Here is a 23419-nt window from a genome sequence, read left to right on the forward strand (position 1 = left end):
GCCATGCCACGCCTGCAGTACGGTCAGACGACCATCGAGTGGCGCTTCAAGGCCGATGCCACGCTCAAGCGGCACTACGTGACCGTGGAACGTGGCCGGCCGGTGCTGCTGCGCGGGCCGGCGGTCGGGCTAGAAGCGCAGGAGGCCCTGGTGCGACAGCGCGCGCGCTGGATTCGCGAGAAGCGGGCGCTGGTCGAAGCGCCAGCGGCTGAAGAGCAGATCGTCACTGGCAGCCGGCTGCGCTACTGCGGGCGCACTTACTTCACCGAGGTGCGCCATACACCGAAGCTGGCGCACGCCACGCTGCATTTCACCGCGTCGCGCTTCGTCATCGAGAACCCGGCCGGGCGCAGCATCAGCTCGGAGGCACTGGCGCCGCTGCTCAATGCTTTCTACCGGGACCGGGCGCACGAGAAGCTGCTGGCGCGCGTGCGGCACTGGGAGCGGCAGTCCGGCTTACATGCAAGAGGCGCTCGCATTCGTCACTTTCAGAGCCGCTGGGCCAGTTGCAACGCAGACAATGTGCTGGAGTTCCACCCGCGGGTGATGGAACTGCCGGTCAGCGTGCAGGATTATGTGGTCGTACACGAGCTGTGCCACACCGTGGAGAAAAGTCACACCCGGGCGTTTTGGGCAATGGTGGCGCAGCAGATGCCCGACTGGCGGCGGCAGCATGAAGCGCTGGAGAGCGCAGCATTTGGCAACTTGATCTAGGCTCACTACCCTCTAAGCAGCGCTTGACGTTGGGGGAGCCAACCATACGGTCATAGTGGCGAACTCCCTACTGTCGCTATGGGTGACTATTGAGCCGGACTGACTTCATTCTGTGCATTCCTGCCTCTATTTGATGGACCTTAGATCCCCTGAGCGTTTATATGGGTTTCTATAACTCTGCCCGCCCTGTCGCCGGCTGGCTCTTGGGCAGGTTGTCTTGCCAAGCCGCGTAGGTGATGGAGGTGCCCTTCAGCCGCCACGTATTGCGTCCGTTGTCCGTGCGCCCCAAGACCGTCGCCGAGGCAGCGCTCGGACTTTTGAACGGAGTGTCTGCAGCAAAGACCCAATGTGTCTGGTCCTCGGAGGGCTTCAGCGCGCCGGAAGCGCACAGCGCCTCACGCAACTGCTGATAGGAATGCGGTTGACCAGGCCAATCCCGCTTGGCTTGCGAACCCGCCAGCACGACGAATGCCTCGCCATCCTCATGGGCCGTCGCCGTAATACCATGGCGTGAGCTTTCCAACTCAAACACGACAACGTTGTCGATGGCCTCCAACTCAGCGAGTAGTGCTTCGGCCAAATCGGCCCTGCTCTTGCGTTCCTGCAGGCGCCAATGCAATTCCAGTCGGGCCAGCATGGCGTCTTGGCGCCGCTGCATCGCACACTCGGTCCATTCCTCAACTTGAAGCACCTGCGTGGTCAACGCGAAAGCCGTACTGCCACCCTTGGTGAAATAAGCAGATTTCTTCCACGTGAAATCACGATTGCTCGCGGAGCTGTTCTTCTTGCGGCTCAGCAAGGCCAGATTGCCCAGACGGTGCACCCACAGCTGATGGAGGGCCTTGTCAGGTACCCAGGCGGCCCACTGGCTGTTGGGAGCCGGCTGCTGTGGCATTACGTGCTCGACCGACACCACTTCATGTTGATAGCTGGCGCTGCCGTCGGACAGGAGGCGATCCAGGCGCAGCAGCAATAGGGCGATCGCGCGAGACGAATGCGTTTCGTACAGCGGGCCACTCAACGCCGAATAAGTCTGGTACTGTTCTTCAGGCGAAAGCTGCAGTGGCGATGTGGCTTCCGATAGGTCAGCGCTTCGCTCAACGGAGGTCGTCAATGCCGAAAAGCGCTCAATGCGATCATTGGTGCTGGACTTGCGTACGAGCATCGAATAAGCCAGCCGCTCCAGGTCACAGAAGAAGTTCAGCACCGCATCGGGTTGCTGCCGATACCGAACGAAAAAGCTCAGCGCCGGCGGCACCCAGTCTTTGAACTCCAGCCGGTTCAGCCAGCGCAGATATTCATTCACCTGCTCGGCATGGTGCGTGCTGGCATAGTCCGCATCGCGCAGTTCAGCAAAGGCCTGGGCCATGGGCAGCAATACTTCGTCCACGAAGCTGCGCGGCTGCTGCGCTGGCAACACGTGATCTTTGAACTCTTTCAACAACGTGCCCTGTGGCTTGGTCTTGCGATAGACCATGCGGATGTGGCTGAAAAGATCACCGAACTCGTCACGTCCCAGAGCCTCTTCTTCGTCTTCCCACTTCTTCGTATAGGCGTCACGCAATCCAGTTTCAATGCCGCCGATGATTTCAGCCTTGAGGATGTCGGTAGCACTCAGGTCAAGCCCGCGGCTGTTGAGCACGCCGAAGATGCGGTAGGCGGAATCCAGGTCGGGCGTGGCCACAGTCACCAGGTAGCAACGGGTGATGACGTATTGCACCAGCCGTACCAAGTCAGGCTGTTCCAGCTTGGAAAGCCCGTCTGTGAACACCTGGGCGTTGGCTCGCAAACGTGCTTGCGCATCGGGCAACACGGTATTGAACTGGGCCAGCGCTTGCAGGCCGTTCTCGTGCTGCACATACTGGCGGAAGAAGTCTCGGTCACGCTCGCGCAGCAGCAGGCGATAGCGGGCCTGCGTGCCCTTCACCAAGCTGCCCTTCTCGTATATGCAGGCCGTGATGTCCTTTTGCACCTCGTCGTCGCTCACCAGAGATCGAATGACCGACAGCAGCAGCGTCAGTGTCGTCAGGCGTTGCTGACCATCCACGACCGTCGCATCAGGCGTTGCCTCTGCCTTGATGAGAACAATGCTGCCCAAAAAGTAGGGGGCAGCATCGCTGACTCGCGCCGGAGCAGAGGCCAGCGCGCCCAGCAAGTCGTCCAGCAACTCCTGCGCTTGGTCGCGCCCCCAGGAGTACGGTCGCTGGTAGCCGGGAATGCTGAAAACGTAGTCGTCGCTGAAGATTTTGGCGAGCGACTGCTCTTTGGCGGTAAGCGTATGGGTCATTGGTTCCCTCCCTGTCGTTGTTATGCAAACGTTGCTCACATCAATCTGGACTCAATAGCGGCAGGATGAGCGCGATGCGGCGTTGTTATCCAGAGTCTAATGGGAGGCGATGCGCCCGCACCCTACCCCCGCACCGCCTCCCACCCCAACCCAAACTTCAGCAAATACTTCCGCAACCGATCCGCATCATTGACCACCGACCGCTGCGTACGCGACTGGTCGAACAGCCGCCGTCCCGCCTCCGACAGCGTCGCGCACTCCCTGCAGACGCGCACGACGGCTTCCAGCTGCAGGCGATCGAACAGGTCCAGCGTGCGGGCCATGTCCGCGGCCAACAGGCGGTCCAGCTCCTGATCCAGGCCGGCATACGGGCCCTCACCATCGCCCCCGGTGGTCCCGGCTGAATCCCCCGCCCGTGCATGGCGCAACTGCCCCGCAGGCTGCCAGAGCCACCGCAACCGCTGGATCTCCGCATCGACCAGGGCAGTGGAAATCCGCCCCCCGTCCGCCAGGGTCGCCATGCGGGTCACGCTGGCCGAGAGGTCGCGGAAATTCCCGTTCCACGGGGCCTCCGGCGACCGCGCGAACTGCAGGTAGCGGGCCTTGGCCTCGGCGCTGAAGCGCACGGCACGGCCGGCTTCCTCGGCCACGCGCGCCAGCAGGTGGTCCACGTTGGGCTCGATGTCCTCGGGGCGCCGGGCGAGGCCGGGCAGCACGTAGGACCAGAGGTTGATGCGGGCGAACAGGTCTTCGCGGAAGCGCCCTTCGGCCACGTCGATGCGCAGGTCGCGGTTGGTGCCTGCGATGAGCTGGAAGTTGCTGGCCACTTCCTTGTCGCTGCCCATGGGGAAGAAGCGCTTTTCCTCCACGGCCTTGAGCAGCATGGCCTGTTCGTCCAGGCCCAGTTCACCGATCTCGTCCAGGAACAGCACGCCGTCGTGCGCGGTGCGCAGCAGGCCGGCGCGGTCGGCCGCCGCGCCGGTGAAGGCGCCCTTGCGGTGCCCGAACAGGGTGGAGGCCGCGCCATCGCCGCGCAGCGTGGCGCAATTCACTTCCACGAACTCGCCCTGCACCTGGTGACGGGATTTCTTGAGTTCGAACATGCGCCGGGCCAGGTGCGATTTGCCGGCGCCCGTGGGGCCCGTGAGCAGGATGGGCGCCTGCGATCGCACGGCCACGCGTTCGATTTCGTCGATGAGGGCGTTGAAGCGCGCATTGCGCGTGGCGATACCGCTCTTGAGGAATTCCCGTGCGTCCGCCTGGGCCTGGCTGAAGCGCTGGGCCAGCGCGTCGTAGCGGGAGAGATCCAGGTCGATCAGCGCATAGCTGCCGGGGTGGCCGCTCTCCTGCTTGCGGGGCGGGGCGGTCTGCAGCAGTACGCCGGGAATGAAGCGCGACTCCACCATCAGGAACATGCAGATCTGCGCGACGTGCGTGCCGGTGGTGATGTGTGCCCAGTACTGCTCCCTGGCAGGGTCGAAGTGGTACCCGCGCACCCAGTCGTAGAGGGCGGCGTACATCTCGCCGAAGTCCCACGGGTCCGCCACGTCCATGGGCACGAGGTTCACGGTGGTCTGCGGTGAAATGCCGGCGATGTCGCGCACCACGGTCTGCGCCAGCGCCGCGTACTTGGTGGCGTAAAGCAACTCCATGCGGTCCACCAGCATGTCCTCGTGCTGCACGAGCGATACCGTGGGCCGCCACTTGGCCCAGCGCCCCGCTCCCAGGCCGGAATCGAGCTGGGTGCCGATGAAACCGATGACGACGTTGCGCTTGGGCATAGCTTTCTGGATAGACGACTTAGCTCACATTCTAGTTTTGGGTGATTTTTGATTGCCGTGAGTTTGATGCAGAAGCCGGTCCAGGAGGATTTTTCTTTTTCCGATCAACGGGTTATGGAATCTCGCTTCTATTGGCATCCGGGTTGGCACGCGCGTTGCAAAGAAGAAGGCACTTACGAAGAAACGCAACGCATACGAGAGGTCATCATGGTCAACACGCAACTCTTCCAGACGCTCAAGGCACGCCTGCTGCCGGAAGCCACGGCGTGCAATGCGGCCCAGGCGCCCGCCTACGCCTTCGGCCCGCGGCACCAGCTCGCGCAACTGGCCGCCACGGGTTGCCTGAGCCGCACCTTCTATGCGGATGCGCAGGACCAGCTCGACCAGGTAACGGCGCTGGCCCGCGCGCTGGAGCCCTCTTTCCTCGCCAGGACGGCGCTGTATGCCCGCGAATCCGGACACATGAAGGACATGCCCGCCCTGCTGGCCGCGCACCTCGCGGTGCGCGACGTGGCCCTGCTGGGCCAGGTGTTCGGCCGGGTGGTGGACAACGGCAAGATGCTGCGCAATTTCGTGCAGATCGTGCGCAGCGGGGCCGTGGGCCGCAAGTCGCTGGGTACGCGGCCGAAGAAGCTGGTCCAGCAATGGCTGCTGGCGGCTTCCGAGAAGCAGCTGCTGAATGCCGCCGTGGGCAACACGCCTTCGCTGGCCGACGTGGTGAAGATGGTCCATCCCAAGCCGGCCGAGGCCTGGCGTGCGGCGTGGTTCGCCTGGCTGCTCGGCAAGCCGGTGGATGAAGCGGCGCTGCCGCCCATCACCCAGGCGTTCGAGCGCTTCAAGCGCGAAAGCGCCCAGGGCCTGGCGACCGACGTGCCGGACGTTCCGTTCCAGATGCTGACCACACTGGAGCTGGGCCCGGCGCAGTGGGCGCAAATCGCCCGGGCGGGTTCGTGGCAGATGGTGCGCCAGAACCTGAACACCTTTGCGCGGCATGGCGTGTTCGGGCTGCCCGGCATGGCCGAGGCGGTGGCCGCGAAGCTGGCTGACCCGCAGGCGGTGGCGAAGGCGCGGGTGATGCCGTACCAGTTGCTGTCCGCCTTCAAGGCGGCAGGCGACGCGGTGCCCGAGGCGGTGCGCGATGCACTGCAGGACGCGATGGAGCTGTCGCTGGCCCACGTGCCGGCCTTCCAGGGCCGGGTGGTGGTGTGCCCCGATGTGTCGGGTTCGATGGGTTCGCCCGTGACGGGCTACCGGGGGACTGCGACGTCCCGCGTGCGGTGCATCGATGTGGCTGCGCTGGTGGCTGCCGCGGTGCTGCGTCGCAACCCGCAGGCCCGCGTGCTGCCGTTCGAGCAGGAGGTGGTGAAGCTGCGGCTCAATGCCCGCGGCTCGGTGATGACCAACGCGCAGGCGCTGGCCGCCATCGGTGGCGGTGGAACGAACTGCAGTGCGCCGCTGGCCCTGCTGAACCGTGAGCGCGCTGCCGTGGATCTGGTGATCCTGGTGTCGGACAACGAGTCCTGGGTGGACGCACGGCGCCATGGCGCGACGCGGACGATGCTCGAGTGGGAGGCGCTGAAGAAGCGCAACCCGCAGGCGCGGCTGGTATGCATCGACATCCAGCCGAATGCGACGACGCAGGCCGCCGAGCGCAGCGACATCCTGAACGTCGGGGGATTCTCCGACGCCGTGTTCGGGATGGTGGGCCACTTCGCCGCCGGCACCCTGGATGCGGAGCACTGGGTCGGAGAGATAGAGAAGATGCCGCTGGCCGCGCAGTAGCGCAGCGGCGATGGAAGTTGGAGGATGTCCCGGGCGAATGCCTGCAGGAGTACAGCACCTTTTGGCCACGCGGGCCTGCAAGCCCGCAACGGAAACCCCGTCGGCCGCTCTTGCACCCTTCGTCGCCCGGGGCAGCCGCCTGGTCACACGTTTTTTGCGATGCCTTGCTGCGAATGCAGGTGGAACTACAGCCTGTCACGCTCGTGGTCGCGGGTTCGATTCCCGCCGGCGCCCCCCCGGGTGCCGTAGCTCAGTGGATAGAGCACGATTGTTTCACCACCCCTTGTCGCAGCGGAGCATCCCTTTTTTCGCGGTGAATGCGGATGGGAATACAGGTAGACGCACGCGGCGCTTGCCGCGGTCCCCGTGGATCATTTCCATGGGGCGTCCGGGTTCGAACCCCGGTCCAGCGATGGATGGCGGAAGACAATTTCTCATCGACCCTCGTCGCCGCAACCTATTTCATGGAGAAGAACAACATGTCGAAGACGAACTATCAACTGCAGGAAGTGCCCGGCGGCGTGCCGGTGAAGATGTGGACGCAGGGCGTGCCCGTGGAAGACGAGGCCCGCCAGCAGCTGGCGAACGCGGCACGCCTGCCGATCGTCTTCAAGCACATCGCGGCGATGCCGGACGTGCATCTGGGCATCGGCGCCACCGTGGGCTCGGTGATCCCGACCCTCAAGGCCATCATCCCGGCCGCCGTGGGCGTGGACATCGGCTGCGGCATGATGGCCGCGAAGACCACGCTGCGCGCCGAGGACCTGCCGGACAACCTGGGCCCGCTGCGCTCGGCCATCGAGCAGGCGGTGCCGCACGGATCGGCTCCGCGCCACCGCGGCCGCGATCCGGGCAGCTGGGAGCAGCCGCCCGAAGCCGTGGACCGGGCATGGGCCACGCTGGCCGACGAGTTCGAGGCGCTGTGCGAACTGCACCCGCGGCTGAAGAACACGAACAACCGCAAGCACCTGGGCACGCTGGGCACGGGCAACCACTTCATCGAGGTCTGCCTGGACGAGGCCGGCTTCGTGTGGTTCATGCTGCATTCCGGCTCGCGTGGCGTGGGCAATGCCATCGGCACGCATTTCATCGAACTGGCGAAGAAGGACGCGGAACTCCACCAGCGCAACCTGCCCGACAAGGACCTAGCCTATTTCGAGGAAGGGGCGCGGTATTTCGGGGACTACGTGCGGGGCGTTTCCTGGGCGCAGAAGTTCGCGATGAAGAACCGCGAAGTGATGATGGACCGGTTGATCGCCACGGTGCGCAAGGCGATCCCGAAGCCGTTCGAGGCGCACGTGGAGGCGGTGAACTGCCACCACAACTATGTGCAGCAGGAGCGGCATTTCGGGCAGGACGTGTTCGTGACCCGCAAGGGCGCGGTGAGCGCGCGGCGCGGGCAGATGGGGATCATCCCGGGCAGCATGGGCGCGCGCAGCTACATCGTGCGCGGCCTGGGCAATCCGGAGAGTTTCGAGAGCTGCAGCCACGGCGCCGGCCGCGTGATGAGCCGCACCAAGGCGAAGAAGCAGTTCACAGTCGAGGACCATGCCCGGGCGACGGCGGGGGTCGAGTGCCGTAAGGATGCCGACGTGATCGACGAGATCCCGATGGCCTACAAGGACATCGACGCCGTCATGGCGGCGCAACAGGACCTGGTCGAGGTGGTGCACACGCTCAAGCAGGTGGTCTGCGTGAAGGGTTGAGAGCAATGAAGGGAAAAGGACCATGCAGGAAGCAACCGTTCTGAGCGCCCACCCCGTGTCGGATGCGATGCGGGCCACGGTGCTGGAGCAACTGTCGGTGATCGCGAGCCGCCGCCAAGTGGCGGTGCTGTTCGCCTGCGAGTCCGGAAGCCGTGGATGGGGTTTCGCATCGCCCGACAGCGACTACGACGTGCGCTTCGTCTATGTGCACCGGCTACCCTGGTACCTGACCGTGGACGCGGGCCGCGACGTTATCGAGCAGCCCATCAGCGGCGAGCTGGACATCTGCGGCTGGGAGCTGCGCAAGGCGCTGGGGCTGCTGGCCGACTCCAACCCGACGCTGCTCGAGTGGCTGCGCTCGCCCATCCTCTACCGGCAGGCCGATCCCTGGACGGAGCGCCTGCGTGCACTGGCCGAAGATGGATTTTCAGCGGTGCGGGGCTACCACCACTACGTGTCGATGGCCAAAAGGAACCTGCGCGAGCACCTGTACGGCGAGACGGTGCGGTACAAGAAGTACCTCTATGTGCTGCGCCCCCTGCTGGCCGCGCGCTGGATCCGCGAGGGGCGCGGCGTTCCCCCGATGCGCTTCGCCGAACTGGCGGCGCGCACGCTGTCGGATCCAGCCGTGCTCGAGGAACTGAACGCACTGCTGGCCGTGAAGATGCGTGCCGGCGAATCGGCGACGAGCCCGCGCTGGCCGGGCATCCACGCGTTCATCGAGCAGGAACTGGCCGAAGCGATGGCCCACGTGCCCGAGGCCACGCCGAAAGCCAGCCTGCGCCCGCAGCTCGACCGCTACCTGCAGGAAGCCGTGCGGCATTTCGATCCGCCGGCATGAAAAAGAACGACCAGAAAGAAGAACAACACCATGATCGACATCGATGGCTCTGCCGGGGAAGGCGGCGGACAGATATTGCGGGCCTCGCTGGCCCTGTCCATGTGCACGGGCCAGCCTTTCGAGCTGCAGCGCATCCGCGCCGGCCGGCCCAAGCCGGGCCTGATGCGGCAGCATCTGGCCTGCGTGGCGGCCGCGGCGCAGATCTGCGGCGCCGAGGTCCAGGGGGCGGAGCTGAACTCCCCGTCACTGCGCTTCGTTCCCGGCCCGGTGCGGGCGGGCGACTATGCATTCCATGTCGGATCGGCGGGCAGCTGCACGCTGGTGCTGCAGACGGTGTGGCCGGCGCTGCTGATGGCCGATGCGCCCAGCCGGGTGCAATTGCACGGCGGTACGCACAACCCCATGGCGCCGCCGTTCCATTTCCTGGAGCGCAGCTATGCCCCGCTGCTACGCCGCCTGGGGGCCCCGGCGGAACTCATGCTGCACCGGCTGGGCTTCTATCCGGCGGGAGGCGGCCACATCGAGGCGCACATCACCCCCGGCGCGGACCGGCTGCAGCCATTCGACCTGCGGCAGCGCGGCACCGCGATGCCGCACTGCGCGGAATGCCTGGCCCCTGCGCTGCCGCGGGCGGTTGCCCGGCGCGAGCTGGAGCACCTGGGCGCGGAGCTGGGCTGGAGCCGGGAGCAATTGCGCCTGGCGCCTTCCCGCCAGCACGAGGGGCCAGGCAATGCGCTGATGGCCACGCTGCCGTACGGGCACGTCACCGAGGTTTTCACACAGTTCGGCGTGAAGGGCACCAGCGCGGAGGAGGTGGCAGGGGAACTGGCCCGCGACGTGCAGGCCTACCTGGCAAGCGACGCGGCGCTGGGCCCCTTCCTGGCAGACCAGTGGGCGCTCCCGCTGGCCCTGGCCGTATGGCAACGCCAGCGCGAGGCCACCTACACCTGCACGGAGCTGACCGCCCACGCGACCACGCACTTCGCCGTGATCGAACGCTTCCTGCCGGTACGGTTTGTGGTGGAAGGGGCAGGTAACCACTGGACGGTTCGCGCACAGCCGCGCTAGGGTGAACGACAATCGCCTGCCTGCCGATACCGCCCCGCCATGCGCTCCCCGATTTCCATCGTCAACGTCGACAACCCCGCCACCTGGACCCGCTACCGCGCGGGCCTGTGTGCGACCTGCGCGGCCAACTGCTGCACGATGCCGCTCGAAGTGCAGCTGTCCGACCTGGTGCGGCTGGGGCTGGTGGATGCGTTCGAGGCCGAGCACGAGGAGCCGCGGCACATCGCGAAACGGCTGCAGAAGGCGCGGCTCATCGACCATTTCAACCACAAGAACGTGGTGTTCACCATGGCGCGGCGCGCCAGCGGGGATTGCCACTTCCTGGATGCGGCCACGCGGCGCTGCACGGTGTACGAGGTGCGTCCGGACACCTGCCGGCTGCATCCGCAGAAGAAGAGCCCGCGTCCCGGCTGGTGCGCCTACGGCTCGGCCGCGCAGGGACAGGGCGGCGGTATACGGCAGCGCTGAGTTCGGCCCACGCGCACTCCACGGAAGAATTGAACTGAACTGTAGGACGCGGACGGGGCCGCGGGCGCTCCCTGCGCCCACGCGGCGGCAGCGCGAGCCATGCTGTGATGGCGGTTTGTCCCATCCCACTGCAAAAGGAGTCCGCATGTCCGAGAAAACCGCTTCCGTCCATTGGCAAGGCGCCGGCAAGACTGGCCAGGGCCAGATCAGCACCGAAACCGGCGCCCTGAAAAGCTACCCGTACGGCTTCGGCAGCCGCTTCGGCGACGACCGCACGGGCACCAATCCGGAAGAAATCGTCGGCGCGGCGCATGCCGCCTGCTTCACCATGGCGTTCGCATTCGCCTGCGAGAAGGCCGGCATCGCCACGGAAACGCTCGACACCACCGCCAAGGTGCGCCTCGCCAAGGAAGGCGAAGGTTTCAAGATCGACCGCATCGCGCTCACGCTCAAGGCCAAAGTGCCGGGCATCGACGATGCGAAGTTCCAGGAGATCGCGGCCGGCGCCAAGGCCAACTGCCCGTTGTCGAAAGCGCTTGCCTCGGTGCCGGAGATCACGCTGGACGCGCAGCTCGTGGGCTGACAGGCCGCGCTGGCATCATCGGCGGTAGCACGCCGCGCCCTTGGCCGTGCCATCGCCTTGCCAGCCGCTCCATGTCACCCTCCGTACCGAAAGCCCTGCCCGCCATCGATCCCGGCCGCTGCACGGGCTGCGGCCGGTGCGTGGCGGTCTGCGCACCGCACGTGCTGTCACTGGGCACGGAGGGCGGCCCTGGCCGGGAAGGCGCGCCGCTTCCGCCATGGGGCCCCAAGCGGTCGGTGCTGCACGACCCGGCGGGTTGCACGGGCTGCGCCCTGTGCGCCGTGCATTGCCCCTTCGATGCCATCCGGATGGAGCGCACCGGGCCGCGGTGACAATCCGGCATTCCTGTACACTGCACCGCCATGTCGTTCGCACGCACCCCCAGCCCCCTGTTCCGCGCCCCCGTGGCGGCGGCAGCGGCCGGCTGCGTGCGAATGACGATGATCACCATTACCACCGCGGCTGCCTAGCCTGCGCGCTGGGTGGCCGTTCCGACGGTCGCCTGGTGTCATTCCCTCCTCGAACGAACCCGGCCCGACCGCCGGGTTTTTCGTTTCCGGGCCATAGCGCCCTTCGTTCGAGAGAAAGAGAGTGACCCGATGTTCAACGACCCCCAATGGCGTCCCCTTCCTGCCGCCGCCCCCGCCAGCGGTGCGGGCCTGCGCCCGCTGCGCGTGGGCATGATCGGCATCGGCACGGTAGGCCTGGGCACCTGGCAGGTGCTGGCCCGCAACCAGGCGCAGATCGCGGCCCGCGCGGGCCGGGGCATCGAGATCGTGGCAGTGGCGGCCCGCGACCTGGCACGCGCCAAGCGCGTGCTCGGCGAAGCGGCCGACCGCGTGGAGCTCACCGGCGATCCGCTGGCGCTGGCCACGCACCCCGGCATCGATGTGCTGCTCGAGGTGGCCGGGGGCACGGATGCCCCGCGCGGATGGGTGTCGGCGGCCATCGGCCTCGGCAAGCCCGTGGTCACGGCCAACAAGGCGCTGCTGGCGGTGCATGGCAACGCGCTGTTCGCCCAGGCGGAGTCGCGCGGCGTGCCGCTCGCCTATGAAGCGGCCGTGGCCGGCGGCATCCCGATCGTGAAGGCGCTGCGCGAAGGTGCCGCGGCGAACCGCGTGGAATGGCTGGCCGGCATCGTGAACGGCACCAGCAACTACATCCTGAGCCGCATGCGCCAGGCCGGCCTGGCATTCGGCGATGCGCTGGCGGAAGCCCAGGCCCTGGGCTATGCGGAGGCCGATCCCACCTTCGACGTGGACGGTATCGATGCCGCCCACAAAACCGCCTTGCTGGCCGCCAACGCCTTCGGCATGCCGGTCCGTTTCGACCGTGCCCATGTGGAAGGCATCCGCGGCGTGGACGCGCTGGACATGGCCGTAGCGCGGGACTGGGGCCATGCCGTGAAGCTGCTGGGCATCGCGCGGAGGCAGGGGGAATCGGTGGAGCTGCGGGTGCATCCCGCGCTGGTGCCCGCCACGCACCTGCTCGCGCAGGTGGAAGGGGCGATGAACGCCGTCATGCTGTGCGGGGATGCGCAGGGCATCGCGCTGCACTATGGCGCCGGGGCGGGGGCGGAGCCGACCGCCTCCGCCGTGGTCGCCGATCTGGTGGACCTGGCCGGCCAGACGGTAGCGCAGGCCGGCGGCCCCATTCGCTGCACGGTGCCGCCGCTGGGCGTGCCAGGCGCGGCACTGGTGGATCGCCCCGTGCTGCGCATGGACGACGTGGTGACCCGGCACTACATGCGCATACCCCTGCGCGAGGGTACGGAGGGCATGGCGCCGGCCGCTCTGGCGCAGTGGCTGGCGCAGGCCGGTGTCGCAGTGGAGCGGCTCGATGCCTGGCGTCCCCAGGGCCCCGGCAGCAGCCAGGCCCAGTTGCTGGCTCTCACTCGGCCCGCACGGGACGGTGCCGTTCGCGATGTCCTCCAGCGTGCCGCGCAGGCGGACTGGTGCCAGGGAACGCCATCACACCTTCGGGTCGAAAGCCTTCACTGACGGCCGGCAGGCCACACCAGGCGCACCAGGCGCACCAGGCGCACCAGGGTGCAGGCTGGCTCAGCGCTTCTGCTTCTGGTAGGCCTCGTGGGCCGGGGCGCCGCGGTCCGTGTCCTTGAGGCCGCGCTCCAGGTCGTCGTGGGCCTGCTTCATCTCCGGATCCGGCTTGCCGTCCGTCATGTCCACGGCCTGGTCGCGTTCGTGGGGCAGGCGCGCCTCGGGGCTGTTCAGGTCCTGCTGCTCGGCATCCGGGGCAGGGTGCTTCTGGGTGGTATCTACGCGGCGCTCGACCCGCTGGGGCACGCGGGCAGAAGCCGTGGGATCGGCCCCTTGCTGGTCGGGGGAACGGGGGGCTTGCGACATGGGGAATCTCCTTATGGGGCGCCGCCGGAAGTGGCAGCTTGCAGGCAGTTCGTGTGTGTTCGCCTGATGCTAGAAAGCGTGCCGCGCCCCGTCTGTAGTCCGCCGCGCCCTGGCCTGGCCGGTACACTACCACTGTATGTCTCAACAGGAGTGGGCCGCACAGGCCCTGCAGTCTTTCGATGCGGTGGTGCAGGCCACCGAGGGATTCCGCAGCCGCGGCGGGCAGCGGCGCATGGCCGAGCAGGTGGCGCACACGTTCGCGCGGGCGCAGCTCGGCAAGGTGGAAGCCGACGACGGCGACAGCGCGCCACCGCCGCCTGCGCGTTCCATTGCGGTGGTGCAGGCCGGAACGGGCGTGGGCAAATCGCTGGCCTACAGCGTGCCGGCGATCGCGATGGCGCTGGCGCGCGGCACGCGCGTGCTGATTTCCACGGCCACCGTGGCGCTGCAGGAGCAGCTGGTGCAGAAGGACCTGCCGGCGCTCGCCGCCCGCATGCCGCAGCCGTTCCAGTTCGCGCTCGCCAAGGGGCGCGGCCGCTATGTGTGCAAGCTCAAGCTCGAGCGCCTGGCCGGTACGGGCGAATCGGGCGACGAGGGGCCCGAGGACGACCTGTTCGCCGAGGAAGAGGCGGCGGCCCGCGCCGCGCGCCCGCGCCACGAGACCGAGGCGCGCATGAAGTTCTACGCCACCATGGCCGACGTGCTCGCACGCGGCGCGTGGGACGGCGACCGCGACACGCTCGAGTCCCCGCCCGAGCCCGAGGTCTGGAGCCCGGTGGCGGCGGAGGCCAGTTCCTGCACCGGCAAGCATTGCCCGGCCTTCAGCCAGTGCACCTACTACGACCGTCGCAAGGCCCTGGTGGCCGCGCAGGTGATCGTGGCCAACCACGACCTGCTGCTGTCCTCGCTCGGCGCACGGCTGCTGCCCGAGCTGGACAACTGCCTGCTCGTGGTGGATGAAGCCCACCATCTGCCCTCCACCGCGCTCGACCAGTTCGCGTGCGAGGCGGACCTGAGCCGGCTGACCTGGATCGACAAGCTCGCGAGCCGCGCGCTGCGCATCGGCACGCTGATGGAAGTCGAGGAAGTGGCGGACATCCCCAACCACTCCGCCCGGCTGCGCACCGCGCTGCAGGATGCGGCGCGCCTGGTCATGGACGTGTACGGTGACGAGTTGCGCGCGCCGCGGCCCGCCTGGGGCGGAGGGCGTACCGCATCCGCCCAGTCCTCCCGCGTTCCCGCGGCCGCGGCGCCCACGCGCGCACGCGTTGCGGGCGGCGCGCTACCGGCAACGCTGGTGGAGCCTTTCAGCCAGGTGGCGCACCATGCGGCGGGCTTTCTCGACGCGCTGCGCGCCATCGCCAAGGCGCTGCGCTCGGAAATGCGCGACAAGCCCGACGAAGCGCGGCGCCTGTCCACGCTCTATGCGCAGATCGGCGCGCTCGCGCCGCGCCTGGAGGGTGTGCACGATACCGCCCAGTTGCTGCTGCAGGACGCTCCGGAGGGGGCCGTTCCGGCAGCCAAGTGGTTCACTCTGGCGGTGGATGGCGATTTCATCGTCGTCAAGGCACATGCCAGTCCGGTGCTGCCGGGCAATACGCTGCGCAACCACCTGTGGTCGGCGGTGCGCGGGGCCGTGCTCACCTCGGCCACGCTCACGAGCTGCGGTCAGTTCGATTTCTTCCTGCGCGAGGCCGGCCTGCACGGCGACGACGCGGTGACCACCCTGGAGGTGCCCAGCCCCTTCGACTACGCGCTGCAGGGTACGCTCGTCGCCACCGAGACGCAGGCCGATCCACGGCAGGCGGCCGACTACACCGCCGAAATGGTGGACGCGCTGCTGAGCGACCTGGCCATGGTCGAGGCCGGCGCGCTGGTGCTGTTCACCTCCCGAGACCAGATGCGGCAGGCCGTGGATGCGCTGCCCACCGCCATGCGCAGCACGGTGCTGGTGCAGACGCACATGCCGCGTTCCCAGCTGCTGGCACGGCACCGCGAGCGCGTGGCGACGGGCGAGCCGTCGATCATCTTCGGCATGCAATCCTTCGGCGAGGGGCTGGACCTGCCCGGGGCGCTCTGCGAATCGCTCTTCATCACCAAGCTGCCCTTCGCGCCGCCGGACGACCCGGTGGGCGAGGCGCGCGCCGAGTGGCTGCGCGGTGCGGGGCGCGACCCGTTCAGCGAACTCGTGGTGCCCGCCACGGCCATCCGGCTCGCGCAGTGGGTGGGACGCGCCATCCGCACCGAGGAAGACCGCGCCCACGTCTATTGCTACGACAAGCGCCTGGTGCGCACGGCCTACGGCCAGCGGCTGCTCAAGGGCCTGCCGCCCTTCACGCTGCAGCGCCGCACTGCGGCGTAGCGCGCCCTGGCGCACTCCTTGCGGCATCAGGGCGCTGGTGAACAGGCGCCGCGGTGTCGGACGCACCCGACAGCCAGGCGGCGGCAGGGCCGACCCTGGCAGGACTGCATGCGGCCTACAGTGGGTTTTCCACACCGGGCCGCCGCGCGCCCGGCCACGCACCCCACCGGAGGCTCTCCCATGACCCAGGATTCCCCCCAGACCACGCTCTGGAAGCTGATCAAGGACATCCGCTTCGGCATGCTCACGCACCGTTCCGCCACGGGACAGCTGCATGCGCATCCGCTGACCACGCAGAACAAGGACATCGACGAGCACTCGGAGCTGTACTTCTTCATCCCGCACGACGGCGAGCTCGCGCAGCGCCTTAAGGCCGATGCCCAAGTGAATGTGACCTACGCCAACCCCGAGAAGGACAGTTACGTGTCCCTGTCCGGCACGGCCGGCTTCATCGAGGACAAGGCCCGCAAGGAGGCGCTGTGGTCGCCCGCGGCCAAGGCCTGGTTCCCGCAGGGGATCGACGACCCCAACCTGGCGCTGCTGGTGATCCGCATCCAGCACGCCGAGTACTGGGACGTAAAGGAGAGCAAGATGACCCAGCTCTTCAAGATGGCCAAGGCGGCCGTCACCGGCAACCCGCCGAACATGGGAGAGCACAGGGAACTGTCGCTGTCCTGACCTGCCGGCCCGCCGCCCGCGGCGGTGCCTTTCGCGCTGCCGTTTTTCCGTTCCCTGAAAACACTGGAAGGAGACACACCATGTCCGACAAGCAGCAGCCCGGCACGGGCAAGGTCGAGAACGACCACAACCAGCAAGGCCACCAGGAACCCACGCAGCGCAACGAAAGCCAGCGCACGCCGCAGAGCCGCCACGACCGCGATGCGCACGTGGGCAGCGGCAACCAGGTGCAGTCGCGCCAGGGCGGTGGCGGCCCCTCCACCGGGGGCGGCGGCCGCGGGGCGGGCTGACAGCCCCACCCTGGTCGGGAAACCGGAAGGGCGACAATCGCCCCATGCCTTCTTCCCGCATCGCCGTCATCGATTTCGAAACCACCGGCATGACGCCCTCGCAGGGCGCGCGGGCCACCGAGGTGGCCATCGTGCTCATGGAAGAGGGCCGGCCCGTGGACCGGTTCCAGAGCCTCATGAAGACCGGGGCCTGGCTGCCCCCGTTCATCGTCCAGCTCACGGGCATCACGCCCGCCATGCTGGACACCGCGCCCCCGGCCGAGTCGGTGATGCGCGAGGCCGCGCGCTTCGTGGGCGATGCGCCCATGGTGGCGCACAACGCTTCGTTCGACAGCCGCTTCTGGGCGGCGGAACTGGCCCGTGCGGATCTGCCCTCGCCCCATGCCTTCGCCTGCACGGTGTTGCTGTCCCGGCGCCTGTATCCCGAAGCGACGAGCCATCAATTGGGCCGCATCGTCGCGCACCTGGGCCTGCCGCCCGCTGCCCGCGCCCACCGTGCGCTGGCGGATGCGGAAATGGCTGCGGCGCTGCTGGGGCGCATGCAGCATGACCTGCGCACCCGCTACGGCATCGCCGATCCCGGCCATGCGCTGCTCGCATCGCTGCAGCGTTGCGCACGCAAGGGAATGGACAAGCTGCTCGCGCGGCATGCCATGGGTGGAGACCTGTGGCGGGACACAGGCCACTGCGAGCCGGCGGCTTCGCTTCCCTGAAGGCCTGCGCCGGCTCCCGCACGGCACCACCTGTCAAAACACCGCCCTGGCCGCAACGGGCGCCAGGGCATCGGCCAGATCGCGCGCCAGGGGCCCGACTTCCGGACCTGCGAGATCACCCAGGCTGATGCGTACCGCCGGGCCGCTGGCGATGCGGAAAGGCGCCCCCGCCTGCACCGCCCAGCCCCGGGCCGCCAGCGCGGACAGCACGGCGCTTTCGTCGCGCACCGGAATCCACAGGTGCAGGCCCTCGCCGGCCGTGGCCGCGGTGGCCACCGGATCTGCCGGTTGCGACCGCAAGGCGAACTCCAGCGCCTGCCGCCGCCGCGCATAGGCCTGGGCTGCCTGGGCGAGCTGGCCCGAGCGCAGCGCTTCCCGCCAGAGCCGGGCAGCCAGTGCCTGGAGCAGCCGGCTGACCCATCGCGCACCTGCGGCCTGCTGCGCACGCATGGCATCGATGAGCCCCGGTGTGCCCGCCGCGAGCGCCACGCGCACGTCCGGACCGAGGAACTTGCCCACCGAAAGGACGTAGAGCCAGAGCGGGGGCAGGGCGGCCGCCGGGGCCAGCGGCTCCTGGCTGAGGGGCCCCCAGTGGTCGTCCAGGATGCACAGCAGGTGGGGATGGCCTTGCAGGGCACGGCGCAGGGCCTTCCACCGCGCCTCGGAGATCGCGCAGCCGGTGGGATTGTGGGCGCGCGGCGTAAGCACCAGGGCGGCGCAGCCGTCCAGGCATTCGGCAGATGGCACCTGCACGCCCTGTGCATCCACCGGCAGGGGTACCGCCTTGAGCCGCAACGCATGCAGCAGCGCGGCCATCGGGGGCCAGCAGGGATCTTCGACCGCGACGCGGTCGCCAGGGCGCGCATGGTGGCGCAGGGCGGCTTCCACGGCATCCAGCGTGCCCGAAAAAACGCCCGTGGCCTCGTGGGGCAGCCCCTGGCTGTCCAGCCACTCCAGCGCCATTTCGCGCCAGATCGGTACTTCGGTGGGCCCGTCATAGCCAGGGCCTGCATCCAGTTGCAGGTTCTGCCAGTCGTTGGAGGGAAGCTGCGGCAGAAGGGCACGATCCCCACGGCCGCCAGCGAGATCACGCAGCCCGGTGGGCAGCGCCACCGCCTCGGCCACCGCGGGGCGGGCCGGGGCCACGCGCGTGCCGCGGCGGCCATCGGTCACCAGCCGGCCGGCGTCGCGCAGGCGCGCATAGGCAGCGGCCACGGTGTTCGGATTCACGCCCAGCTGCAAGGCCAGCACACGCACTGCGGGCAGCGCATCCCCGCACGACAGCGCTCCGGAGCGCAGGTGGGCTGCGATGCTGTCCGCAATTTCCGATGCCGACGATCCATCGAAATTCATTGTCTTCATACATTCATTTTAATGTACTAATACAAATATCCTTTGTATGAGTACAGGAAGTTCAACCCATCCGAAGAGGGGGTTGCTTACTTGCAGAACCTGGAAAAAATTCCGTCGAAAACACTGCGAAAAATGGGGAAGGGAAGAAAAAAGACCCCGGAAACCGGGGCCATGGCGTGGCGGGAGGAAAGGGACGGCACGCAGGAGCCGGCCGGCGTTCACGCCGGATCGGGCGCATATTTGTCGCCCACCTGTTCACGCAGGGGGTGCGTGTCGTAGACGATGTGCATCTCCTGGATTTCGGCGCTGCCTTCGGTAAAACGAAAGATGTCCACGCAGGTGAAATGGACGATCCGGCCGTCGTTCAGCGTCCAGTCGTACCGGAAGTAGGCGGCCACGCGCACCAGGCCCGCCTCGGGCTCGGCTGAGACCAGCAGGTCGATCGGCGTGATCACGCTGGCGGCCGAGGATGCGGCGAGCTTCCTGAAGAATTCGCGGGCCCGCATGGTCCCCAGGAACGGCGAATGCACGAGGCCCTCGCTTTCGAAACAGGCGATCAGGCCTTCGGTGTCTCCCGCATGCAGGCGGGAGAGGTAGGTTTTCACGGTGGCAAGCTGGAGCTGGGTCATCGGAGGGCCTTTGCTGGGCGAAAGAAGCAATCGAGAAAGGACATGCGTCCCGCAGCATCTCCCTCCGCCGCCGCACAGGCAAGCGCTGCCGTGCCGGATATATAAATGGCGTTGATGTATCTGCCCCACCTTGCCTACCTTCGCGCGCTCATCGAGCACGGCTCGTTCGCTGCCGCGGCACGCGCCTGCGGCGTCTCCCAGCCGGCCGTCAGCCACGGCATGCGCATGCTGCAGGCCCGGTTCGACGCGCCGCTGCTGGTGCGTGAAGGCCGCCGCCGCGTGCCCACGGAGCTGGCGCTGCGGGTGGCCGCGGAATCGCGTTCCCTGGCCGAGGGCATCGATGCCCTGGTTCCCGGCGGGGCAGGTCCGGCCTCAGGCAACCCGCGGGTGCTGCGTGCCGGCCTGACGCCATCGGCCGCGCTGGTGTGCGGCCCGCTGCTGTACGCAGGCTGGTGCGAAGGCCGTCCCCGCCGCTCGCTGGAAATGGTCTGCGCCGATGAAGGCCGCCTGCTGGCGAATCTCGTGGAAGGCACGGTCGATTGCGCCATCGCGCCACGCCCCCGGGGATTCGCGCACCACGGCGTGGTGCAGCAGCGGCTGTACGCGCTGCGCCCGCAGGCCTACGCGCGGCGCGGCCACCCGCTGGCCGGCGCCCGGTCGCTGGAGGCACTGCGGGGTGCGGCCTGGGCGCGCGTGGAACCCAGCGTGAGCGGGCCCGTGGACGTGCTGGCGGAAGCCTACCGCGTGCGCCGGATGCGACCGCCGCGCGTGGCCGCGCACTGCCCGGACTTTGCAAGCATGCTGCGGCTGGTGGCGCAGTGCGACCTGCTGGCGGTGGTGCCGCATCCCGCGCTGCTGGGAGCGGAAGCTCGCGCCCTGGTGCCGCTGGCGCTGCAGGAATCTTTCCCGCTCTACGACATGTGGCTGTTCGAGCCGGCACGCCGGCCATCCAAGCTGTCGCCCCATCTGGTGCGGCAACTGCTGGCGCTCGGAGATACGCCAGCGGACACTGGCGGACCGGCAGGGCAGGGCCGTCCCGCATCGGGAGCCGGCTGACGTCCCGGGCATGCGCCGGGCCACCGAGTTTCCTGCACGGGCTTTACTGCTGCGCGATGCCTGTGCTAGCATGAACGCTCAATCCCGCACACCATGCAACGCAGCCGCATCCTATCCACCCTAGCTCTAGGCCTAGTGCCTGGCCGGGGTCTGCCTGCGTTCGCCATCCCCGTTGCCCGCTGATCCGGCCCCGTGCCGCCAGTCCGCGCAACACCGACCTTCCCCTGACCCCGGCCCACGAACCAGCCTCCACCCGCGTGGAGGGCTGCAGGGAATGTCGCTCCGTCTTTTCCTTTCGTTGATTTGATCGCGCCGTGGCGGCCGTTGCCGTCCACCTTGCCCTCGCGGCGATGCCGGCCCGGCGCGATACCGTTTCGTGGAGCCCATCATGATGATCGCCAAGCCCGCCACCAAGTACCAACCCACCGCCATCGCCTCCCTGCCGGACCGCACCTGGCCGTCCCGTTCCATCACGCGGGCGCCGATCTGGCTCTCCACCGACCTGCGCGACGGCAACCAGGCGCTCTTCGAGCCGATGAACGGCGAGCGCAAGATGCGGCTTTTCGAGGAACTCGTGCGCATCGGCTTCAAGGAGATCGAGGTGGGCTTTCCGGCCGCTTCGCAGACGGATTTCGACTTCGTACGCCGCCTCATCGAGGAAAACCGCATTCCCGACGACGTGACCATCATGGTCATGACCCAGTCGCGCGAGGACCTGATCGAGCGCACGGTACAGGCCCTGCAGGGCGCGCCGCGCGCCATCGTGCACCTCTACAACGCCACGGCCCCGGCCTGGCGCCGCATCGTGTTCGGCATGAACGTGTCGCAGGTGATGGCATTCATCGAGCACCACGTGTCGCTCATCAAGCGCCTCACCGATGCACAACCCGCCACGGCCTGGACGCTGCAGTATTCCCCCGAGACGTTCAGCGCCACCGAGCCCGAGGTGTCGCTGCGTGCCTGCCAGACGGCGATCACGGCCTGGAACGCCGGCCCGGGCCGGCCCATCATCATCAACCTGCCGACCACGGTGGAGAACGCCACGCCGAACGTGTTCGCAGACCAGATCGAATGGATGCACCGCCGCCTCGCTCCGCGTGAGCACATCGTGCTTTCCGTGCACCCGCACAACGACCGCGGCACGGGCGTGGCCGCGGCCGAGCTGGCGATGATGGCCGGCGCCGACCGCGTGGAAGGCTGCCTGTTCGGCAACGGCGAGCGCTGCGGCAACGTGGACATCGTGACGCTCGCGCTCAACATGTACACGCAGGGTGTGCACCCGAACCTCGACTTCTCCGACATCACGCACGTGGCGCGCGTGGCCGAGGAATGCACGTCGCTGCCGGTGCATCCGCGCCATCCCTATGCGGGCGACCTCGTCTTCACCGCGTTCTCGGGCTCGCACCAGGACGCGATCAAGAAGGGCTTCGCGGCCCAGGACCCGGCGGGCCTCTGGGAAGTGCCCTACCTCCCGATCGATCCGGCGGACCTCGGCCGCACCTACGACAGCGTGATCCGCGTGAACAGCCAGTCGGGCAAGGGCGGCATCGCCTTCCTGCTGGAGCGCGAGCGCGGCGTGGTGATGCCGCGCCGCCTGCAGGTGGAGTTCAGTGCCGTGGTGCAGCGCGCCACGGACACGAGCGAGGGCGAGATGGACGGCGATGCTCTCTGGAGCCTGTTCTCGCAGACCTACATCGCGGCGCCCGCGCAGGGCACGCCCGGCGCGCTCACGCTGCACGGCCAGCGCCTCGATGAAGACGGGCAGGGCATCGCGCTGGACGTGACCATCGACGGCGTGCGCCAGACGCTGCAGGGGCGCGGCAACGGGCCGATCGACGCGACGGTGGATGCGCTCGGCCTGCCGATGCGCGTGGACCATTACGAGGAACGCGCCACGGGCGCCGGCGCGGGCGCCCAGGCCCTGGCCATCGTCGAGGCCGCACTCGAGGGCGTGCCGGGCGCCACCTTCGGCGTCGGGCTGGACCACAGCATCGTCAATGCATCGGTGCAGGCCGTGGTGGCGGTGGCCAACCGGCTGATCGCGCGGCGCGGTGCAGCAGCCCAGGCGCCCGCGGTGCGCGAGCCCGCCGGCACTGATTTCTGACGCCCCGGCCCCAGCCACCGCTTCCAGGAGAAAAACCTTCCGAAACGGTGGCCGGTCCATGCTTGGGTTAATCTGCGGCGCCATGCAGAACAAGCCCAGCCATGCCATCGGGATTTCCGCATCGGGGCCCGCCCGCAGGACCGTGCTGATCGCCGCCGCGCTGCTGCTGTCCGCTTGCGGCACGTCGCCGCACCGCGGCGGGCGCGGAGCGACCCCGGCGTATTCACGCCTGACACCGGAACAGTCGAACGACATCGCGATCCACGCGATGGGTCTCGTGGGCACGCCGTACCGCTACGGCGGCAACACCCCGGAAGGCGGTTTCGACTGCAGCGGGCTCATCGGCTATGTGTACCGCAGCCTCGCCGGGGTCGCTCCGCCGCGGACGGTGGCGCAGCTCAGCGATTTCGGCGCTCCCGTGCCGGCCGGCGACGAACGCACCGGCGACCTGGTGATCTTCGGCTCCGGCAGGCCCACCCACGCGGGCATCGTGGTGGAGGGGGGGCGCTTCGTGCATGCGCCGTCCACGGGCGGCACGGTGCGGCTGGACCGCTTCAGTTCGGGCTACTGGTCGCGGCAGGCCATCGCGTTCCGCAGGCCGTGAGACACGACCTGGGACAAGGTGTCCCTGGCCGGGCGCG

21 protein-coding genes are annotated in these 23419 nt (G+C 68.1%); 16 read left to right on the forward strand and 5 right to left on the reverse strand.

Going from position 1 to position 23419, the window contains the following annotated elements; all coding sequences use genetic code 11:
- Positions 1-3 precede the first annotated feature (3 nt).
- Entirely contained in the window at positions 4-714 is a 711-nt protein-coding gene (locus ACAV_RS00065) for a M48 family metallopeptidase (protein ID WP_013592527.1), read from the forward strand.
- A gap of 169 nt (positions 715-883) precedes the next feature.
- On the opposite strand, the gene ACAV_RS00070 is transcribed toward ACAV_RS00065, so the two are convergent.
- On the reverse strand, positions 884-3001 hold the full coding sequence (locus ACAV_RS00070; RefSeq protein ID WP_013592528.1) for a DUF4357 domain-containing protein: 2118 nt from the start codon (positions 2999-3001) through the stop codon (positions 884-886).
- 122 nt (positions 3002-3123) lie between these two features.
- Positions 3124-4782, reverse strand: a complete 1659-nt coding sequence (gene rtcR / locus ACAV_RS00075; RefSeq protein WP_013592529.1) for an RNA repair transcriptional activator RtcR — start codon at positions 4780-4782, stop codon at positions 3124-3126.
- 207 nt (positions 4783-4989) lie between these two features.
- Here rtcR and ACAV_RS00080 point away from each other — a divergent pair, with 207 nt between their 5' ends.
- The 8 genes from ACAV_RS00080 (at position 4990) to ACAV_RS00115 (ending at position 13230) form a co-directional block, all read left to right on the forward strand.
- Positions 4990-6564 carry a vWA domain-containing protein gene (locus ACAV_RS00080; RefSeq protein ID WP_013592530.1) on the forward strand — a complete coding sequence of 525 codons (1575 nt, stop codon included), beginning with the start codon at positions 4990-4992 and terminating at the stop codon, positions 6562-6564.
- A 479-nt stretch (positions 6565-7043) separates the two neighbouring features.
- Positions 7044-8270, forward strand: coding sequence for an RtcB family protein (locus ACAV_RS00085; protein ID WP_041828873.1), 1227 nt, complete (start codon positions 7044-7046; stop codon positions 8268-8270).
- Between the two features lie 22 nt (positions 8271-8292).
- Positions 8293-9111: a nucleotidyltransferase domain-containing protein gene (locus tag ACAV_RS00090; RefSeq protein ID WP_013592532.1), complete on the forward strand. Its 819-nt coding sequence runs from the start codon at positions 8293-8295 to the stop codon at positions 9109-9111.
- A 30-nt stretch (positions 9112-9141) separates the two neighbouring features.
- Entirely contained in the window at positions 9142-10179 is a 1038-nt protein-coding gene (gene rtcA / locus ACAV_RS00095) for an RNA 3'-terminal phosphate cyclase (RefSeq protein WP_013592533.1), read from the forward strand.
- Positions 10180-10218: 39 nt separating this feature from the next.
- Positions 10219-10647 (forward strand): YkgJ family cysteine cluster protein, encoded by a 429-nt coding sequence (locus ACAV_RS00100; protein WP_013592534.1) that lies wholly within the window; start codon positions 10219-10221, stop codon positions 10645-10647.
- A gap of 145 nt (positions 10648-10792) precedes the next feature.
- The gene (locus ACAV_RS00105) at positions 10793-11230 is read left to right on the forward strand and encodes an OsmC family protein (protein ID WP_013592535.1); all 438 of its coding nucleotides are present in this window, start codon (positions 10793-10795) and stop codon (positions 11228-11230) included.
- A gap of 71 nt (positions 11231-11301) precedes the next feature.
- Complete coding sequence (locus ACAV_RS00110; protein WP_013592536.1) at positions 11302-11562, forward strand: ATP-binding protein; 261 nt, start codon at positions 11302-11304, stop codon at positions 11560-11562.
- A 267-nt stretch (positions 11563-11829) separates the two neighbouring features.
- Complete coding sequence (locus ACAV_RS00115) at positions 11830-13230, forward strand: homoserine dehydrogenase (RefSeq protein WP_013592537.1); 1401 nt, start codon at positions 11830-11832, stop codon at positions 13228-13230.
- 60 nt (positions 13231-13290) lie between these two features.
- Here ACAV_RS00115 and ACAV_RS00120 read toward each other — a convergent pair whose 3' ends face one another.
- Positions 13291-13593, reverse strand: a complete 303-nt coding sequence (locus ACAV_RS00120) for a hypothetical protein (protein ID WP_013592538.1) — start codon at positions 13591-13593, stop codon at positions 13291-13293.
- 136 nt (positions 13594-13729) lie between these two features.
- Between ACAV_RS00120 and dinG the strand changes: the two genes are divergently transcribed.
- From dinG to ACAV_RS00140, 4 genes are all read left to right on the forward strand, one after another.
- On the forward strand, positions 13730-15955 hold the full coding sequence (dinG, locus tag ACAV_RS00125; RefSeq protein ID WP_013592539.1) for an ATP-dependent DNA helicase DinG: 2226 nt from the start codon (positions 13730-13732) through the stop codon (positions 15953-15955).
- Positions 15956-16135: 180 nt separating this feature from the next.
- A complete protein-coding gene (locus ACAV_RS00130; RefSeq protein WP_013592540.1) occupies positions 16136-16633 on the forward strand; it encodes a pyridoxamine 5'-phosphate oxidase family protein in 498 nt (165 codons plus the stop codon).
- 80 nt (positions 16634-16713) lie between these two features.
- Positions 16714-16923: a hypothetical protein gene (locus tag ACAV_RS00135; RefSeq protein ID WP_013592541.1), complete on the forward strand. Its 210-nt coding sequence runs from the start codon at positions 16714-16716 to the stop codon at positions 16921-16923.
- 44 nt (positions 16924-16967) lie between these two features.
- Positions 16968-17636, forward strand: coding sequence for a 3'-5' exonuclease (locus ACAV_RS00140; protein WP_013592542.1), 669 nt, complete (start codon positions 16968-16970; stop codon positions 17634-17636).
- A 33-nt stretch (positions 17637-17669) separates the two neighbouring features.
- On the opposite strand, the gene ACAV_RS00145 is transcribed toward ACAV_RS00140, so the two are convergent.
- Both ACAV_RS00145 and ACAV_RS00150 read right to left on the reverse strand, forming a co-directional pair.
- Positions 17670-18998 carry an aminotransferase class I/II-fold pyridoxal phosphate-dependent enzyme gene (locus ACAV_RS00145; RefSeq protein WP_041828456.1) on the reverse strand — a complete coding sequence of 443 codons (1329 nt, stop codon included), beginning with the start codon at positions 18996-18998 and terminating at the stop codon, positions 17670-17672.
- 209 nt (positions 18999-19207) lie between these two features.
- Positions 19208-19618, reverse strand: a complete 411-nt coding sequence (locus tag ACAV_RS00150) for a nuclear transport factor 2 family protein (RefSeq protein WP_013592544.1) — start codon at positions 19616-19618, stop codon at positions 19208-19210.
- Between the two features lie 114 nt (positions 19619-19732).
- Here ACAV_RS00150 and ACAV_RS00155 point away from each other — a divergent pair, with 114 nt between their 5' ends.
- The 3 genes from ACAV_RS00155 to ACAV_RS00165 all read left to right on the forward strand — a co-directional run bounded on the left by ACAV_RS00155 (position 19733) and on the right by ACAV_RS00165 (position 23382).
- The gene (locus ACAV_RS00155; protein WP_157768814.1) at positions 19733-20674 is read left to right on the forward strand and encodes a LysR family transcriptional regulator; all 942 of its coding nucleotides are present in this window, start codon (positions 19733-19735) and stop codon (positions 20672-20674) included.
- 391 nt (positions 20675-21065) lie between these two features.
- The gene (gene leuA, locus ACAV_RS00160) at positions 21066-22778 is read left to right on the forward strand and encodes a 2-isopropylmalate synthase (protein ID WP_041828875.1); all 1713 of its coding nucleotides are present in this window, start codon (positions 21066-21068) and stop codon (positions 22776-22778) included.
- 82 nt (positions 22779-22860) lie between these two features.
- The gene (locus tag ACAV_RS00165; RefSeq protein ID WP_049791025.1) at positions 22861-23382 is read left to right on the forward strand and encodes a C40 family peptidase; all 522 of its coding nucleotides are present in this window, start codon (positions 22861-22863) and stop codon (positions 23380-23382) included.
- Positions 23383-23419 lie beyond the last annotated feature (37 nt).

The organism is Paracidovorax avenae ATCC 19860 (assembly GCF_000176855.2).
GTDB classification, from domain to species: domain Bacteria; phylum Pseudomonadota; class Gammaproteobacteria; order Burkholderiales; family Burkholderiaceae_C; genus Paracidovorax; species Paracidovorax avenae.